The following is an 18,053-nucleotide window of genomic DNA, read 5'->3' as shown; positions in this document are numbered from 1 at the left end:
GCGACCGGCCCCGAGACCACTCGGGACACCGAACAATGGGGGAGGAAGCATGCCGCACCGATCCAGATCGAGCCGGGCCGACCAGCCACTACGCCGGCGGCTGGCGGCCGTGGCCGCCGCCGCGCTGCTTGCCGTCACCGCACAGCCTGCGGTCGCCACCGCAGCCGCACCCGACGCGGAGGTGAGCCGAGAGCTCCTCTCCGAGCTCGCCGCCGAGGGCACCACCACCTTCACCGTCTACATGCGAGACCGCGCCGAGCTCAGCGGGGCAGCGAAGCTGGCCGACTCCGACGACCGGGCCACCGCGGTCTACCGGGCGCTGACCACGACTGCCGAGCGCAGCCAGCGCGGCCTCCGCGCCGAACTGGACAAACGCGGCACGAGCTACCGGCCGTACTGGATCGCCAACGTCCTGCGGGTCGAGGGCGACCGGGCCCTGCTCGACGCGATCGCCGCCCGGGACGACGTGCGACGCATCGAGCCCAGTCGTAACTACGAACTGATCGAACCCGAGCCGATTCGGGCCACGACCGATGCCGGCACCGACGCGGTCGAGTGGAACATCGGCAACATCGAGGCGCCCCGGGTCTGGTCCGAATTCGACGTCCGCGGCGAGGGCCTGGTCGTCGCCAACATCGACAGCGGCGTCCAGTTCGACCACCCGGCCCTGCGCGGCTCCTACCGGGGCAACACCGGCAGCGGCTTCGAGCACGACTACAACTGGTTCGACCCGGCCGGGGTCTGCGCCAACCCGGCGCCGTGCGACAACAACGGCCACGGCACGCACACCATGGGCACGATGGTCGGCGACGACGGTGCCGGCAACCAGATCGGCGTGGCACCCGGCGCCCGCTGGATCGCCGCCAAGGGCTGCGAGACCAACAACTGCTCCGACGCCTCGCTGCTCGCCGCCGGCCAGTGGGTGCTCGCCCCGACCGACCTCAACGGGCAGAACCCCCGACCCGACCTGCGCCCCGACGTCGTGAACAACTCGTGGGGCGGCGGCCGCAGCGACGAGTGGTACACGCAGACCGTGGCCGCCTGGCGCGCCGCCGGCATCTTCCCCAGCTTCTCCGCCGGCAACGACGGGCCGGGCTGCAACACCACCGAGAACCCCGGCGACTACCCGCTGGCGTACGCGGCCGGGTCGTACGACAGCAACAACGTCATCTCCAGCTTCTCCGGCCGGGGCACGTCCAGCATCGACGGCGGAGTGAAGCCGAACATCGCGGCGCCGGGCAGCAACGTCCGGTCCAGCCTGCCCGGCAACGGCTACGGGCTCGGCAGCGGCACCTCGATGGCGGCGCCGCACGTCTCGGCCACCGTCGCACTGATCTGGTCGGCCGCCCCCGCGCTGAAGGGCAACATCGAGGCCACCGAGACCCTGCTCGACGACACCGCCACCGACGTCGACGCGCTCACCTGCGGCGGCACCCTCGACGACAACAACACCTTCGGGGAGGGGCGGCTCAACGCGTACCAGGCGGTCAGCGCCGCGCCGCGCGGCGACGCCGGCCGGGTCACCGGCACCGTCACCGACGCGGCGACCTCCGAGCCGATCGCCGGTGTCGAGGTACGCACCGGCACCTTCACCGCCCTCACCGACGCCGACGGGACGTACGCGCTGATGCTGCCCCCCGGCACGCACGAGCTGACCGCCGGCGCCTACGGCTACACCCCGGCGACCGCCACCGTGACCGTCGCCCGTGGCGACGTGCTGGCCCAGGACTTCGCCCTGAGTCCGGCCCGGATGGTCACCGTGGCCGGCAGGGTCACCGACGGCTCCGGGCACGGCTGGCCGCTCTACGCGAGGATCGAGGTCTCCGGACGCCCCGGCGGCCCGGTCTACACCAACCCGGTGACCGGCGCCTACTCGTTCACCGTCCCCGGCAGCGCCACCTACACGCTGGCCACCACGGTCGTCTACCCCGGCTACCGGCCGGTCAGCACCGAGGTGGCGGTCGGCACCGGCTCCAAGACGCAGAACATCACCGTCGCCGTGCTGCCGAGCTGCACCGCCGCCGGATACCGGGCCGGGATCGGCGAGCCGCTCCTCTCGGAGAGCTTCGACGCCAGCTCGGCGCCGGCGGGCTGGTCGGTGGTGAACCGCACCGACAAGGGTGGCTGGGCCTTCGACGACCCGGCCGGCCGGGGCAACCTCACCGGCGGTACCGGCAACTTCGCCATCATCGACAGTGACGCGCTGGGCAGCGGCAACACCCAGGACACCGATCTGATCACGCCGCCGCTGGACTTCTCGGCGGTCGACGCGCCGCTGCTGCGCTTCAACAGCGACTGGCGCGCGGTGGGGGTCAGCGACACCGCCGACGTCGACGTCTCGACCGACGGCGGCACCACCTGGACCAACGTCTGGCACCAGACGGTCAGCCGGCGCGGCCCCCGGATCGAGGAGATTCCGCTCGACCCGGCCGCCGGGGCGGCGGAGGCGCTGGTCCGGTTCCGTTTCAAGGGCACCTTCGCCTGGTGGTGGGAGGTGGACGACGTCACGGTGGTCAACCGGCTCTGCACGCCGGAGCCGGGCGGACTGGTCGCCGGCTTCACCACCGACGCCAACACGGGCGGACCCCTGAACGGTGTCACCGTCACCAGCGACAACGAGCCGCTGGACAAGGGTGTCTCGGCGGCGACGCCGGACGACCCGAACATCCCGGACGGCTTCTACTGGCTCTTCTCCAGCCTGACCGGCGCGCAGCCGTTCACCGCAAGCCTGTCGCCGTACCGGCCGCTCACCAAGCAGGTGACGGTGGTCGCGGACGGCACCCGGCGGGCCGACTTCGCGCTCCGGGCCGCCCGGCTGGCGGTCAGCCCGACCAACCTGGAGCTGCACCAGCCCTACGGCAGCACCCGGAACGTCACCGTGACGGTGACGAACACCGGTAACGCCCCCGCCACGGTGCAGGCGCTGGAGCGGGCCTCCCGGTTCAGCGAACTCTCCGCCAGCGGCGCGGAGCTGGTGGAACAGAAGATCAAAGGGCTCAGCAAGGGACGTACCGGCGTCAGGTACGGCGGCGGGGCCGGCACCGTCGGCGCGGCGCCGCTGGTCGACGACGCCTGGACCCGGGTGGCCAACCTGCCGGCCGCGGTCTACGACAACTCGGCGGTGACGCTGGACGGCAAGGTCTACTCGATCGGTGGCGGTGCCGGCACCGGCACCGAGCGGAAGACCTGGGTGTACGACCCGGCAACCAACGTCTGGACCGCCCTGCCGGACATGCCGTCCGGGCGGTCGAAGCCGGCGGTCGCCGCCCTGAACGGCCGGATCTACGCGGTCGGCGGCTGGGGCGCCGGTGACGCGCCGGTCGAGACCGTCGACGTCTTCGACCCGGCCTCCGGCACCTGGAGCACCCTGCCCGGGGTGACGAATCCGGAGCCACGGGCGGCGGCCGCCTTCGCGACCGTCGACGGCAAGCTCTACGTCGTCGGCGGCTGCGGTGACAACGAGTGCGCCGTCGACACGGCGGACGTGACAGTCTTCGACCCGCTCACCCGGACGTTCGGAGTTGTGAACTCCTATCCGCAGGGCTCCTCCTGGATGTCCTGCGGCGGCATCGGCGGCCGGATCTACTGTGCCGGTGGCGTCGGCACGACGGAGTTCAAGAACGGCTACGTCTACGACCCGGGCACCGACCTCTGGAGCCCGCTGCCGGAGATGCCGCTCGACCTCTGGGGCTCGCAGTACGCGGCCGCCGGCGGCATGCTGGTGCTGGCCGGCGGCGCCACCGCCGCCTCCACCACGCTTACCAACCGGACGGTGGCGTACGACCCGGCGACCGGGGCATGGCTGAACCTGCCGAACGCGCAGTTCGCCCGCTATCGGGGCGCCGGTGTCTGCGGCGCGTACAAGGTCGGTGGTTCGCCGAGTTCGTTCGTGGGTTCGGCCGACAGCGAGCGGCTGGGCGGGCTCGAGTCCTGCCTGGAGGCGGGCGACGCCTCCTGGCTGAGCAGCACGCCGGCCAGCTTCACCCTGGCACCCGGTGCGTCCCGGAGCGTCACGGTCACCCTGACCGCCACGGCGGCAGCCGGGGTCGCGCAGCCCGGCACCTACACCGCCGACCTCGGCCTGGTGACGGAGAGCCCGTATCCGTTGCCGGTGATCGGGGTGGAGATGAACGTCTCCCCGCCGGGTAGCTGGGGCAAGGTGCAGGGGACGGTCATCGGCCGGACCTGCGGCGGTGCCGAGCTGCGGCTGCCGGCGACGGTCCGGGTCAACCGGGTCGGCGACCCGGCCACCGGATACACCCTCTCGGCGAACGAGAAGGGGATGTACTCCTGGTGGCTGCCGAAGGGCCGGTACGACGTGATCGTCGCCAAGGACGGCTGGGTGCCGCAGGTGCAGCGCCAGCGGATCGAGCCCAGCCTGGTCAGCACGCTCGACTACGTGCTGGAGCCGGTGAACCCGTGTCCGGCCCGGCTCGGCGGCATCTGATCGGCCGATCCGCCGGGTGACGACCGGCGGGAGGTGAAGACGGTGCGTGCCCGCCGTCCCCTGACGGGGCGGCGGGCGCTCACCGCGCGGCTCGGCCCGACCGCCGGCCGGATGACCGCACCCGATCCTCCCGACGGGGCGAACTCGACGGGACGACCCGGCCGGTCGGCCGGAGGTCGTCGCGATCGGGCGACCGGGCCGGGTCGTCGGGAGGCGGTTGCCCCGGCGTGAGGCCGGGCGGCGTGGGAAGCCGTTCGGCGATCTCGTTCGCCCAGACCTCGGCGCCGATCCGGACAGCCACCCTCAGCGCCCGCGACCAGGCCCGCGCCGCAGCCTCGGCATCGCCGAGCCGGTCACGGGCGCGGGCCAGGTCCATCAGCGCGGTGACGTGCCAGCTCGGATGGACCTCCAGGGTCTCGACCACCGCCTCGATCTCGGCGCGTGCCGGGCCGGGCTCACCGGCCGCCAACCGCCACCGGCCGTGCACCGACCGGGCGTAGGCGGCGTAGAGCGGCACATCGAGCTGGCGGGCCCGGTCGAGCGCGGTGTCGAGATGACCGGCAGCCTCGACGAGCCGCCGGTGATCGGTGAGCATCGCGGCCAACTCGCTGAGCACGACCACCTCGCCGACGTGGTCCCGGTGCGACCGGACCAGGTCGAGACTTTCCAGATATGCCGTCCGGGCCGGCTCGATGTCGCCCCGGCTGCCGTGCCAGGCGGCCAGGCCGCGCAGCCCCAGGGCCAACGGCCGGGTGGCCGCGACGGCGCGGAGCAGCCCGACGCTGCGGGCCAGCGTGTCACCGGCGGCGGGGTCGCCCTGCTGGAGTTGCAGCATCCCGAGCCGGGTGAGCTTGGTGCCGGTCGACGCAGGGTCGCCGGCCTCGGTGTAGAGGTCGATCGCCCGGGTCAGCGCCGCCCGCGACTCGGCGAAGTTGCCGAGCGCCTCCTGGATCTGGTGCTCCACGCCGTAGATCTCGGCGCGCAGCCACGGCTCCGCCACCCCGTCGCCAGCTCCCCGGATCTGGTCGCGCGCCGGTTCCAGGTCGTCCCGCAGCAGCGCGGCGAAGGCGACGCAGAGCCGCATCCGGGCGACTCCCTCGGGATCACCCCGGCGCCGGGCGGCGGCCAGCCCGATCCGGGTGACCCGGCCGAGGTCGTCCAGGCGTACGTCGAGTTGCAGGAAGTAGTCGCAGTTCCAGGTCAGCGCCCAGGCATAGTCCGCGAGTGCGGGCTCGGCCGCGGCCCGCTCGATCATCGTCAGCAGCGCCGTCGCCTCGGCGGTGAACCAGGCGTGCGGGTCGCGTCGGTGCGCGTCGGTCGGGGCCGGCAACCGGGACAGGCCGGGGGCGAGTGGCGGCTGTTCCTCCTGGCTGAGGCGTACCCGAGCCTCCTCGGTCAGGGTCAGCCAGGTGCCGAGGACCCGGCGGAGCAGCCCCTCGCGCCCGTCCGCCGGCTCCTCCTCGTCGGCGCGTTCCCGGGCGAAGGCCCGGACCAGGTCGTGCACGTGGTAGCGGAGCTGGCCGGCGCCGTCCGGCCCGGTCACCTCCAGCAGGCTCGCCTCCACCAGGCTGCCGACCACCTCGTCGGCGGCGGTGGCCGGCTCCTCGGGCAGCAGCACCGGCACCAGCCAGCCGGGGGCGTCGTCGAGGTCCAGCACCGCGAGCCGGCGCAGCACCCGCCGGGCGGCAACGTCGAGCCCGACGTACGCCGACTGGAAGGCGGCCCGGACGCTGCGGTCGGCCCGGGTGAGGTGGTCGAGCCGGTGGGTGGCCTCGGCGAGCTGCTCGGCGGCCTGGCCGAGCGTGTCGCGACTGCGCACCGCGAGCCGCGCCGCGAAGATCCGCACGGCGAGCGGCAGCAGGCCGCAGTGCCGGACGATCCGCGTGGCCGAGTCCGGCTCGGCACTGACCCGGTCGGCGCCGACGATACCGGCGAGCAGCCGTACCGCCTCGGGCTCGGGCATCGGCCGCAGCCGGAGCTGATACGCACCGTCGAGGTCGACCAGCGCGCGCCTGCCGGTGACCAGGACGACCGCCTCGATCCCGGGCAGCAGCGGGCGGACCTGTGCGGCGCTTCCGGCGTTGTCGAGCACCAGCAGGCTGGGCTTGCCGGCGACCGCCGCGCGGAACCGCGCGGCGCGCTCGTCCAGGTCTGCCGGCAGGTCGTCACCGGGTACGCCGAGTGCCCGGAGGAACCGCCCGAGCACCTCCACCGGGGCGAGCGGGTGCTCGTGGCCGGCGAGGTCGACGTAGAGCTGTGCGCCGGGACACCGGGAGCCGAGCCGGTGTGCGATCCGTACGGCGAGCGAGGTCTTGCCCACTCCCGGCAGGCCACTGATCATCACGACGGTGACCTTCGGCTCCGCCGGCAGCCAGTTGAGGACCGCCGCCACCTCCGTCTCCCGGCCGACGAAGTCGGCCACCTCGGCGGGGAGCATCCGGGCCGGCGGAGCCGCGGCATCCACCGGATCGTCACCGGACCGATCGTCGCCGGCCCCGCCCACCTGCGGCGGACGCGACTCCGGACCGGCCGCCGTGCGCGGTCGCGGGTCGGCCGCCGCGCGCGGCTCCGGGGCGGCCCCCGTGCGCGGCTGTGCTCCGGACGATGTCGTGCCGCCTTGCGGCCGGGCCACCCCGGCCCGCAGGCTGGGATCGTTGCGCAGGATCAGGTCGCGCAGCTCGACGAGTTCCGCCGACGGGTCGACGCCGAGCTCGTCGGCGAGCCGGGTGCGCAGCTGGTCGAAGCGCTCCAGCGCCTCCCGCTGCCGGTTGGCGAGATAGAGCGCCCTGATCAGCCGGCCCACCAGCGGCTCGCGCCATGGGTACGCGTCGACGAGCTCGTGCAGCTTGCCGATGACCAGGTCGTACCGGCCGAGGTCGAGTTCGAGGTCGATGCAGTGGCCGACCACCGCCATCCGGCGTTCTTCGAGGCGCTGGGCCGCGGCGGCCAGCACCGGCGCGCGGAGCCCGTCCAGCGCCGGTCCTCGCCAGAGCGTGAGCGCGGCGACGAACCCCTCGACCGCCTCGGCCGACTCGCCGCGCCGCGCGTGGTCCTCCGCCGCCGCGACCCGGCGTTCGAAGACGTCGAGGTCGAGTTGCCCCGCCGCCAGTCGCAGCAGGTAGCCGGAGCCACGGGTCTCGATCGTGTCCTCCGGTACGCCGACGCCGCGCAACAGCCGCCGCATCTCCGCCACCCGGTTGCGTACCTGCACGTTGGCACTTGACGGCGGGCTCTCGCCCCAGGTGGCGTCGACGAGCCGGGAGACCGGCACGAGGCGGTCGGGTTCCAGCAGCATGGCGGCCAGGATGGCCTGGCTGCGCGGGCCGGCGAGTCGTACCGGGCGGTCGTCCACCCGAACCTCGACCGGCCCGAGCAGCCGAAACGTCACAGCTCGCACGCCGCTCCCCCGCATGGTGTGCTACCGATCGACGCAACCGTGGTCGACCCGAACCTTACTGCCCGGTTTGGACAGACGGTATGCAATAGCGGGCTGTCCCGGGGAGCCGTCGACCGGTCAGCGGAGCGCGGAACGGCTCCCGGGGTGGTCGGGACGGAGGGGATCCGGGCGCGGTGGCCTGCGGAGAAGGTACCGGCGGGACGGCGGCAACCGTACGCGGCACAGCATCCGACGGCCGGAGCGGTGTTCCGGCCGCCGGATGCTGTCGTGTCGGTAGATCTCCGCGCTGACCGGTGCACTCCGGCTGCCGCCGCTGGCCCGCGCTCGCGGCGGCCGGAGTACCCCCGTGAAACCAACCGGTCAGCCGGGTACGTCGCGCTGCGACGGTGTCTCTACCCACACCCCCTCAGGGCACTCGCCCCCGGTGGCCGGGGCGGCTGATCCGTGCCCCGGCCGGGCGCTTGATCGAGACCCTGCCGGCAGTCGTCACGTACGCGTCATATTTCGATCATTGAATGATCACGGCGTCGAGCGGCCGCGTGGCCCCGGAGCCGGCGACGCTACCCCCGGAGCTGGCTCAGCGCGGCCCTGGCAACCGACGCCGCGGAGCGCTCCTTGGACTGCTCGACGAGGGTCGGCCAGTTCGCGTAGTTGACCGGGGCGCCCCAGTGCCAGAGCCCCAGCTCGTAGACGCCGGAGGCGCCGACGCTCGTCTCCTCCCACGGGTTGCCCGGCTCCCGGCTGGGTGCGCAGGAATACCAGGCGTACACCCAGGAGGGGTCGGGATTCGACTGCCAGTACTCCTCGGGCACGTTGGGGACGGCGGTGCAGTACGGCGTGAACCGCTGCTCGATCCGCTCGAAGGCCGCGATCAGCAGGTTCTTCAGCTCGGTGGTGCTGAATCTGGCCTGGGCGCGGGCGACCAGCGCGATCGGGCCGACCGTGCCGAGCGCGATGCCGAGCTGGTTCTTGGCGCTGACGGTGGAGACCGCGCTCCAGAGGCTGTTGATCAGCGTGACGCAGGAGGTGACGTCCTGTGCCCACCGCTGCTTCAGGCTGAGCGAGAACTCCTCGATGTCGGCGAACTCGAGCAGGTGGTGCTCGGCGCAGGCCCGCGCCTCGGCGGTGGCGAGCCCGTCCAGGTGCGCGATGATCGTGTTCCGGGTGTTGCCGATCTCGACGATGATCCGGCTGGTCGCCTCCTCGATCGTCATCCCGCCGTCCTCGGAACTGTTGAAGTACGAGTAGGCCTGCAGGGCGAACTGGGCGACGGCGATGATCGTGGCTGGATCCGTCGCCTGGGCCGGCCGGGCGGCACCCGGCACCACGACCGCGGTCGCCAGCACCGCGGCGGTGACGGTCTTCAGCAGCCTTCGTCTCATTGCGCCTCCAGGAGAGCCGGGCCGGCCACGGGCACCAGCCACCCGGGTAGGTACGCCGGCCACCGGGGAGGCGGACCTGCGTGAGGTGGGACGACGGGCACTGACCGGCACTGATGGACGCCGATCGGCGTCAGGCGCACGGTATTGAGCAGGTCTGGAAAGCTACTGGACGCCGACTGGATCGCCCGGTGATCCAGTCACTCTCCAGTGGAGGTCCAGTCGACTCCGGCAGCCTGCCGGCACCAGGGTGAGAGGAGACTCCAGATGAAGGCCAGACTGCTGCGCGGGTTCGCCGCGGCGGCGCTCGCGCTCACGCTCGTGCTCTCGGGCGCCGCCCAGCCGGCGCACGCCACCGATCCCGACGGGCCCAACGACTCGCTGATCGACATGGTCGACTTCGCCCTCGGTCTGTTGTCCCGGGTGGGTGACGGCGGCGTCTCCCCGGCCGAGCTGGCCGCGATGACCCAGGAAGTGATCAACGCGCTCAACGAGGCCGAGTCGGCGGTGATCGCACACCTCGACGCCATCGCGGTGGCCGACATCCGTGACGACGCCACCGCCGCGATCATCGAGTTCGACGACATCAACAACTTCGCCGAGGAGACGCTGGAGGACTGGGCCCAGGAGGTCACCCACGACGCCATCCGGGCCAGCAGCTACCTGGACGCGCTCGCCGGCAAGGGAGCGATCGACGACGTCGGGTACGCCGTCGTCACGCTCTATCCGATCGCCCTGGTCGCCCGCGCGCGGGCCGGCTTCGGCACCGCCAACCTGCGCACCAACTACCGCGCCGCGCTGCAGAAGCTCATCGACAAGCTCGCCCCGAGCTGCCGCTACCACTACCCCGAGCCGAACGCGGTGCCGCTGATCCGGGCCTACACCTGCACCGTCTACGGCAACCACACCGCGACGCAGTTGGAGCAGTACTGGCTCGGCGAGTGGCAGTTGGGCCCGATCGACCCGGCCGCCGTCGAGGCCGCGTCGTACGCGAACACGAGCCGGCGGGTGGCGATCGAGGCCCTGCGGAACCTGCCGTGACAGCACCTCACCGGCTCGTGGACGCCATCTCCGCGACGGCCCGCGCAAGCGTGGGCCGGAGCTGGGTGACCTCGTCGTACCAGCCCTGCCCGGTCGGGGTGGAAATGCGGCCCCGCAGCCTGAGATAGGCACCGGCGACCGTCCGCTGGCCGTACGCCCGCAGCAGCTCGGCCTGGCGCTGGAGAATCCGGGCGGTCTCCAACGACGTGTCGACCTGCCATCCGTAGCCCCTTTCGCCGAGGCTCGCGTACCCCTCGGCGGCACTCTGCAGCGCGAGCAGCGCCTCGACCGCGCCGCCGACGGTCTCCGGGACGGCGCCGCCGCCCGGACCCGCACCGCCACCCGGGCCGGTGCCGCCACCCTGACCGGTGGCGGTGGCCGGACCGGTGGCGGTGGCGGTGGCGGTGGCCGGAGTGAGTCGTGCGGCCAGCAGGAGCGCGTTCAGGCAGTAGCGTTCCATCGTCGGGGTGCTGAGCCATACCAGGCTCCGGTCGAGCCGCCACTGCCACAGCCATCCGCCGGGCTGGGCGTGCGGCCTGCTCAGCTCGACGGACTCGCGCCGCGCCGCCACGACCGGATCCGGTGACGATCCGGTGGCCTCCATGATGTCGGCATACCGGGCCAGGGCGCGGGCGAACTTGAGCTGGCTCATACCCCCGTCGTCCGCATCCCCGTCACCTGCGCCGTGCCGCCGGTAGTCCGCGATGGAGAGTTCCGCCTGCCGGGTGGCTGCCGCGGCGTCACCGGCCATGGCGAGCAGCTCGCTCAGCATCAGGCGGACCTCCGCCGGCCGCAGCGGATACTCCGCCTCCGGTGCCCTGGCCAGTTCTTCGAAGAGGGCCAGCGCCCGGGTGGCGTCCGCGATCCCGCCCCTGAGCAGATCGGCCGCCTGCTCCGTGCCCTCCATCCGCCTGGCCTGCATCCACGTCGACTGGATCTCGGCGCGGTTGCGGAGGTCGTCGGCGAAGACCTCGGTGACCTCGCGGTCGCCCCGGCCGCGCCGGTAGAGCTTCTCCCGCACGCCGATTCCCCGGTCCGCCACCTCCAGCGCGAGGCTGTACTGACGGTCGAGCAGGAGCCGGGCGGCCTGCTCGCCGTAGTGGTTGCTCTCCCGGGCCAGCTCCAGCCACCGCTTCCGGGATATCGGCAGGTAGGGCATCGGCATCCTCCATCCGGGCGCGGGCGGGCCCCACCCCACAGCAAAGCGTGGCCCCGACTGCCTATGCTGATTCATGTTCGGGTGTTGTTCCGAGTCCGTGGCGGCCGGGCCACCGAATCCGGCTGTTGTCGGCAGGCACCGACCTCCCCATCATGGAAGGCTGCGCAATGACCGATTCCGCCGCGTCGCCCAACGTCGAGCGAGCGACGACAATCGACACCACGGTGCCGCACCAGGCCAGGGTGTGGAACTACCTGTTGGGCGGCAAGGACAACTACCTGGTGGACGAGCAGGCCGGCAAGGCGGTCCTGGCCGCCGCTCCGGGGCTGGTCGCGATGGCCCGCGCGTCGCGGGTCTTCCTCACCCGCGCGGTGCGCTACGAGGTCGAGCAGGCGGGCATCCGCCAGTTCCTCGACATCGGCACGGGCCTGCCGACCGCCAACAACACCCACGAGATCGCCCAGTCGTCCGCCCCGGAGTCCCGCATCGTGTATGTGGACTTCGACCCGCTGGTGCTGGTGCACGCCCGCGCCCTGCTGGCCAGCGACCCGCAGGGCGCGACCGACTACATCGACGCCGACCTGCGCGACACCGACAAGATCCTGCGCGAGGCTCACCGGACGCTGGACTTCACGCGGCCGATCGGGGTCATCCTGCTCGGCGTCCTGGGCGCGATCGAGTCCTACGACGAGGCCCGGGCGATCGTACGCACGCTGCTGGACGCGGTGCCCGCCGGCAGCTATCTGCTGGTCGGCGACGGCACGAACACCAGCGAGGCGATGGTGCAGGCGACCCGCGTCCGCAACCAGTCGGTCAAGCCCCCGTACATCGTGCGCAGCCCCGAGCAGCTCGCGGGGTTCCTCGACGGGCTGGAGATCGTCGAGCCGGGCGTGGTGTCCTTCCCGCACTGGCGCCCCGAGGCCGAGGCCGGTGCATCCGAGCTCCCGGCCCACGTCGACGGCTACGGCGGCATCGCCTACAAGCGCTGACGTACGACGGGGCGGGGCTCGGCCCCCAGACGACCCTGCTGGCCGAGCCGCCCGGTGCCTCCGCACACTACGACCCCCCGCCGACCCCGTCGTCTGTGGTGTCGTGTGCGCGCCGGATCTCCATGATCCGCTCTCGCAGCTCCGGCCTGGCGGCCAGCGGACGCAGTGCGGTGGCCATCAGGCCCTGCACCGCATCCCGGCCGGCCTCCCGGGCGGCGTTCAACTGCTCCGGCGCGACCGCGTCGACCAGGCCGCGCACGATCTGGGTCATCGGCTGGCCGGCCAGTTCGTCGAGTTCCTGCCGCTCCTCCCCGGTGAGCTGCTGCCCGAGCCGGGAGAGCCGGGAGGCGAGGGTGGCCACCTCGTCGGGGGTGGCGCTGAGCCGGCCCGCCCTGCCGAGGAGCTGGGCGAGGGAGACCTGCCGCTCGGAGTGCCGTTCCAGCGGTACGGCCTCGTCCAGCCTCAGCTCGGTGACCCCGACCGCGTCGACGACCACGAACCGCTCCTTCACCTCGGCGTCCTCGGTGACCGCCTGGAACTCGGAGGGCTCGATGGTGCGGGCGCCCCGCCCCTTCATCTGCTCGAAGTAGGCGGCGCTGCGTACCGGGCGGAGGAAGAAGACGCATTCCAGCGGGCGTACGTCGGTGCCGGTGGCGATCATGCCGACGGTGACCGCGATCCGCAGCTCGGGACTGTTCCGGAAGTCCTGGATCAGGTCGTCGGGGTTGTTCCCCTCGCGCCGCGAGGCGTACGTGATCTTCTGCGCGAAGTCGTTGCCCCGGGCGAAGACGTCCCGCACCATCGTGACGATCTCCTCCGCGTGGTTGTCGTCCCGCGCGAAGATCAGCGTCTTCGGCACCTTGGAGCGACCCGGAAAGATCTCTGTGAAGAGCCGGTCCCGGAAGGTCTCCAGCACCAGCCGGAGCTGACCCCGGGAGATCACCGACCGGCCGACCTGGCTGCCCTCGTACGCGAAATCGTCCTCCATCTCCTGGTAGCGCTCGGCCCGGGTCCGCCGGTCCTTGAGCGGCACCACCGTGCCGGCCTCGATCCGCTCGCCGGCCTCGGTGGTGTGGGTCCTGATCCGGTACACGTCGAAGTCGACGTTCACCCCGTCGGCGACGGCCTGCTCGTAGGTGTATTCCGAGACCAGGTTCTGCTGGAAGAAGCCCATGGTCTGCTTCACCGGGGTCGCGGTCAGCCCGACCGTGAAGGCGTCGAAGTATTCCAGCACCCCCCGCCACCTGCCGTAGATCGAGCGGTGACACTCGTCCACCACGATCAGGTCGAAGGTCTCCGGCGGGATCTGCGGGTTGTAGCCCACCTCCGCCGGCTCGTCCCGGTCATAGCTGTCGTAGGCCTGGTCATCGAGGTCGACGTCGGGCAGCTCCCGCCCGCAGAGCGCGCCGAAGAGCCGCTGGATGGTGGAGATGACGACCGTGGCGGAGCCGAGCATCCCGGCCCCGGAGAGCCGGTCGACGTTGTAGAGCTCGGTGAACCTGCGGCGATCGTCCGGGGTCCGGTAGGCGGCGTACTCCCGTAACGTCTGCTTGCCGAGGTTGTTCCGGTCGACGAGGAAGAGGATCCGGTTGGCCCGGGCGTGCCTGCAGAGCCGGTAGCTGGCGGTGACGGCGGTGAAGGTCTTGCCCGCGCCGGTCGCCATCTGGACCAGCGACCTGGCCCGGTCCTCCGACAGGGAGCGCTCCACGCCCCGGATCGCGTCGATCTGCGCCGGCCGCAGCCCCTCGCCGTCGAGTGCCGGCATCCGGCGCAGCCGGGCCCGTAGCGTCGGCGTCGTCGGGTCGTCGTCCGCCTCGCGCATCCACCGGGCGAGGGTTTCGGGCCGGTGGAAGGCGAAAACCTCCCTGGTACGCGGAAACGGGTCGAGCCCGTTCACGAACGCCGTCTCGGTGCCGGTGGCGAGGTAGCCGAAGGGCAGCGGCTCGTCCCGCCGCCACGCCCGCATCCGCTGCTCGGCGGTGAGGCCACCCAGATAGCGGTCGAGCTGCGCCTCGGCGCCCCGTGGCGCCGTACCCTCCCATTTCGCCTCGATGGCGCCGACGAGCCGCTGGTCGACGTGGAGCAGGTAGTCGGCCCGACCGGTGGCGAGGGTGACCTCGCGGACGGCGACGCCCTGGCAGGCGTTGAGGTTGAGTTGGTTCTCGTGCTGTACGACCCAGCCGGCCGCCGCGAGTTGGCGGTCGATCTCGGCCCGGGTCTGCAGCTCGTTGAGCGGTTCGCGGGAGGCACGGCGGGCGCGGGAGATGAACTCCTCCCGCCTGGCCGCCGAGACCTTCGCCGGCCTGCGGCTGTCGAACTCGCGCTGCGCCTCCTCGGCCTGCGCCTCCAGCGTCGCCACCAGGTCGACCGTGCTGTCCCGGCGCGCGTCGGCCTCCCGCACCACCCGCTCGGCCTCGGCGGCGGCGGCCGTCTGCGCCTCCGCCAGCGACCGGCGGCCGGTGAGCAGCAGTTTCGTCTGGGCCAGTTCCTGCCGGTAGCGGCCCAGTTCGGCGTGCAGCCCGTCGACGACCGACTGCGGCACCTGCTGCGGCGGCGGGCTCGGCGGCACGAACCCGATCGGCGTACGGTCACCGGTCAGTGCCCGGTGGAACCACACCCCGAGTTCGAAGCAGGTACGCAGCGACTCCAGCGCGAACCGCGCCTCGCCGAGGTGGTCGTGCACGGCCTGGTTGCCGACGTTGCGCAGCCGGTTGAATGCCTCGAAGATGTGCGGCACCAGGGCGCCGCTGGCGTTGAGCGCCTGCACGTGCTGATTGAACCTGCCGCCCACCGTCTGCACCCCGGTGCGCTGCACCAGGTCGCGGGCGAGGACCTCACCGAAGGCGCGGGTCTTGAAGATCGACGACTGGGCGTCCACATAGACCATTGACTCGGCACCGGCGCCGTACCAGAGCAGCAGCGGATGCGACTTCAGGAAACCGAAGTTGGCGGACTGTTCCGCCAACTTGCTGATGTATCGAGGATCCATGCGTAACCACTCACTCCGCGTAGCCGCCGGGGAACAGGTCAGGATAGCGATATCCCGGAGCCTTCGAAGACCCTCGAACGACCCACAGAGTTAAGGCTTGAAATGCCGATCAATCGTTACCATGCCGGTGAATGTTCCCTGTTCAGGCGTTCCCCGTCGGGGGGTAGTCGCAGCGCGGCGGGCGGCCGGTCCGCGACGGGGCGACGCCTGTCGACAAACCGACAGGCGGCAGGCGGGCCTCCGCCCACCCGCCTGCCGCCGACGCCGTCCTGCCCGCCGGTCACTCCCGGGCCGCCGCCTCGGCGAGCAACCGGGCCAGCTCGACCGGCCTGCTGAACATGGGCCAATGACCCGAATCGATGTCGACATAGTCGAGCCGTTTGGCCCCGGCGAGCTCGGGGACATCACCACCTTCGATCCACTTCCGCGCCTGTGCGGGGGTGAACTCGGGGCAGACCAGCACGACCGGAACATCGAACCGCCGGTCGTCGGTCAGCCGTACCACGCCCCTGGCCACCCCCTCCGGGACGGGGACCGCGGCGGACGCGAAACGCCGCTTGGTCTCCTCGTCGAGGTCGGCGGAGTCCGGCCCTTCGAACGGACCCCAGCCGGGGAACGGCATGACGCCGTCGGAGATCTCGAAGAAGCTGGCGTAGCTGTCCCCGTCGACGGCCGGGACGCCGCCGATGAGGGCGACCCCGGCGACCCGCTCCGGCCGCCTGTCGGCGGCCATCCAGGCCAGGGTGCAGGCGGCGGAGTGCCCCACCACCATGGCCTTTCCGGGCGCCGCGTCGACGGCGGCGAGCACCGCCGCGACCTGGTCGTCGAGCGTGGCGGAGCCGGCTCCGTCTCCCTGCCCGGGCAGGGTCAGCGGCACGGGGCGATGGCCGAGTTCCGCGATCGCGGGGACGACCTCGTCCCACGCCGATCCGTCCAGCCAGAGGCCGGCGACGAGCACGATGTCCATGGTCAGTTCTCTTTCTCCAGTACGGTCAGATCCCGTTCGGCGTAGCGCCGGTGTTCCCATTCCTCGTTGAGGACGATGCGGAGACATTCCTTGACCGGGAAGCCCTCCAGGTGCGGCCAACCGGGCCCGGTGCGGGTCACCGCAGCGCCGAGCCCTTCCCCGGTGAGCGACTCCAGCACCCGCCGGACCATCGCCTGCCGGTCGCGCCGGACCGCGAGCACCTCGTCGAGCGAGGGACGTGCCTCGCGGTCCCACGGAACGCCGTCCCAGCCGGGCACCCCGCCCCAGTGCAGGTCGAGCGGATGCCATGGCGAGGGATCGCCGAGGAGCGCCCGGCCCACCCAGGCGGCCGGCTTCCGCACCCCCTGCCAGGCCCCGTGCGCCGGCCGTTCACACCTTTACCGCTGCTGCCCCCGCACCGCTGCCGGTTCCGTCGGCTCCTGCCTCGATACGGGATCGCCCGGACAGCGGGTCCATCCGGCGAAGGTTGAGGCTGGCGTGGTGCCTGGCAGGTTCGGCGTCGTCGATCAGGCAGACCAGATGCTCGAAGAACGAGAGATAGGTTGGCGATCTCAGCTGTCTTTCCGCGAGGATGTAGGGTTCCAACGCCACCCATGCACGGCGTGCGCGGGTCGGCACGAGGCCGACGATCATCTTGGTCTCGATTCCGCCAAATACCGACAGTGCGCCGAGGCTGCTGAAGAACAGGCCGACGCGGGTGGCGTGCCGGCGGTGTTCAGGCCGCAAGCCGTTCACGCCGCCGTCGGGCGGATGGCTCGACAGCTCGTAGAGAACGAATTCTTCACTGTCCAGAAAGGCGTCACTGCGGCACTCACGGGTCAACAACTCGATTGCCACGACCGTGCTGTTGGCCCTCCGCATCGAGCGCAGCTGGCGCAGACCGAAGAAGGCGGACAGGGCGACGGCGGACAGGGAGATTACTATGGCGGCAATGTTCACGGCAAGGTTGACGTCCAATACAGACCTCCGGGTCCGCTTGCCCCATCGAACCTCATGATAACAGCGGCGTTCAATGGTGCGGCGGCGATCGCCTTCGGTTTCCGGTGATGACGTCCGCCGCGGTGACCGGCGAGGGCATTGAGGGCACTCTTCGGGATCGCCTTCGAGGGCCGGCTGGCCCCGGCAACCAACCGACCCACGCAGAAGCCAAGATCGGCCGTCTACTGTACAGACAGGCGCGAAAGGGTTAGCGCGTCGGACTCGGGTTCACCCGGTACGACGGCGCATCCGCTCTCCGCACTCGTCGAGTAGGCGATGAGTTCGTCGAGGCGCTGACGCGCGGTCGCGAGTTTCGTCATCTGCGTGTTGATGCGGTCTCGTTCGCCGATCAGGAGGGTGCGCGATTCTGGTGTGCTGGTCCTGGTCTCGATGCAGGGCAGCAGGTTGGCGATGGTCCGGCTGGGTATTCCGGCGGCGTAAAGCTGCTGGATGATCTGGACGCGTTCGACGGCGGCTTCGGAATAGCTGCGTTGGCCGCCAGGGGTGCGAGTGGACCAGAGCAGGCCGTGTTCTTCGTAGTAGCGCAGGGCGCGCGCACTGACACCAGTCGTTGTTGCCAGGTCGCCGATACGCATGCGGTGTCTCCCGTCACAGTCCTTGTCTCTGACGCCAACGTCAGATCGTAGCGTATTCGTGTGCAGACACGTGGAGCAGTCGCCGTGGCC

At 71.7% G+C, this 18,053-nt stretch carries 11 protein-coding genes; 3 read left to right on the top strand and 8 right to left on the bottom strand.

What is annotated here, in order from left to right; genetic code table 11:
* The first annotated feature begins 49 nt into the window (after window positions 1-49).
* Window positions 50-4,447, top strand: a complete 4,398-nt coding sequence (locus ACN27G_RS34100) for a S8 family serine peptidase (protein WP_421496747.1) — start codon at window positions 50-52, stop codon at window positions 4,445-4,447.
* A gap of 79 nt (window positions 4,448-4,526) precedes the next feature.
* Here the strand turns inward: ACN27G_RS34100 and ACN27G_RS34095 are convergent, their stop codons facing one another.
* Together ACN27G_RS34095 and ACN27G_RS34090 are read right to left on the bottom strand one after the other, a co-directional pair.
* On the bottom strand, window positions 4,527-7,844 hold the full coding sequence (locus ACN27G_RS34095) for an AfsR/SARP family transcriptional regulator (RefSeq protein WP_421496746.1): 3,318 nt from the start codon (window positions 7,842-7,844) through the stop codon (window positions 4,527-4,529).
* A 560-nt stretch (window positions 7,845-8,404) separates the two neighbouring features.
* Window positions 8,405-9,226: a hypothetical protein gene (locus ACN27G_RS34090; RefSeq protein WP_421496745.1), complete on the bottom strand. Its 822-nt coding sequence runs from the start codon at window positions 9,224-9,226 to the stop codon at window positions 8,405-8,407.
* A 264-nt stretch (window positions 9,227-9,490) separates the two neighbouring features.
* On the opposite strand from ACN27G_RS34090, the gene ACN27G_RS34085 reads away from it, so the two are divergent.
* On the top strand, window positions 9,491-10,264 hold the full coding sequence (locus ACN27G_RS34085; RefSeq protein WP_421496744.1) for a hypothetical protein: 774 nt from the start codon (window positions 9,491-9,493) through the stop codon (window positions 10,262-10,264).
* A 7-nt stretch (window positions 10,265-10,271) separates the two neighbouring features.
* Here ACN27G_RS34085 and ACN27G_RS34080 read toward each other — a convergent pair whose 3' ends face one another.
* Entirely contained in the window at window positions 10,272-11,423 is a 1,152-nt protein-coding gene (locus tag ACN27G_RS34080) for a hypothetical protein (RefSeq protein ID WP_421496743.1), read from the bottom strand.
* Window positions 11,424-11,590: 167 nt separating this feature from the next.
* Here ACN27G_RS34080 and ACN27G_RS34075 point away from each other — a divergent pair, with 167 nt between their 5' ends.
* Window positions 11,591-12,412 (top strand): SAM-dependent methyltransferase, encoded by an 822-nt coding sequence (locus tag ACN27G_RS34075; RefSeq protein ID WP_421496742.1) that lies wholly within the window; start codon window positions 11,591-11,593, stop codon window positions 12,410-12,412.
* Between the two features lie 67 nt (window positions 12,413-12,479).
* On the opposite strand, the gene ACN27G_RS34070 is transcribed toward ACN27G_RS34075, so the two are convergent.
* The 5 genes from ACN27G_RS34070 to ACN27G_RS34050 all read right to left on the bottom strand — a co-directional run bounded on the left by ACN27G_RS34070 (window position 12,480) and on the right by ACN27G_RS34050 (window position 17,963).
* Window positions 12,480-15,401 (bottom strand): DEAD/DEAH box helicase family protein, encoded by a 2,922-nt coding sequence (locus ACN27G_RS34070; RefSeq protein ID WP_421496741.1) that lies wholly within the window; start codon window positions 15,399-15,401, stop codon window positions 12,480-12,482.
* Between the two features lie 280 nt (window positions 15,402-15,681).
* Window positions 15,682-16,368 (bottom strand): alpha/beta fold hydrolase, encoded by a 687-nt coding sequence (locus ACN27G_RS34065; protein WP_421496740.1) that lies wholly within the window; start codon window positions 16,366-16,368, stop codon window positions 15,682-15,684.
* Between the two features lie 2 nt (window positions 16,369-16,370).
* Window positions 16,371-16,730: a DinB family protein gene (locus ACN27G_RS34060; protein ID WP_421496739.1), complete on the bottom strand. Its 360-nt coding sequence runs from the start codon at window positions 16,728-16,730 to the stop codon at window positions 16,371-16,373.
* Between the two features lie 28 nt (window positions 16,731-16,758).
* Window positions 16,759-17,346, bottom strand: coding sequence for a hypothetical protein (locus tag ACN27G_RS34055; RefSeq protein ID WP_421496738.1), 588 nt, complete (start codon window positions 17,344-17,346; stop codon window positions 16,759-16,761).
* Between the two features lie 203 nt (window positions 17,347-17,549).
* A complete protein-coding gene (locus tag ACN27G_RS34050) occupies window positions 17,550-17,963 on the bottom strand; it encodes a MerR family transcriptional regulator (protein WP_421496737.1) in 414 nt (137 codons plus the stop codon).
* Window positions 17,964-18,053: the final 90 nt, after the last annotated feature.

This window comes from Plantactinospora sp. WMMB334, assembly GCF_049179095.1.
Classification (GTDB): domain Bacteria; phylum Actinomycetota; class Actinomycetes; order Mycobacteriales; family Micromonosporaceae; genus Plantactinospora.
This window is presented reverse-complemented; position numbering and strand designations above follow the sequence as displayed.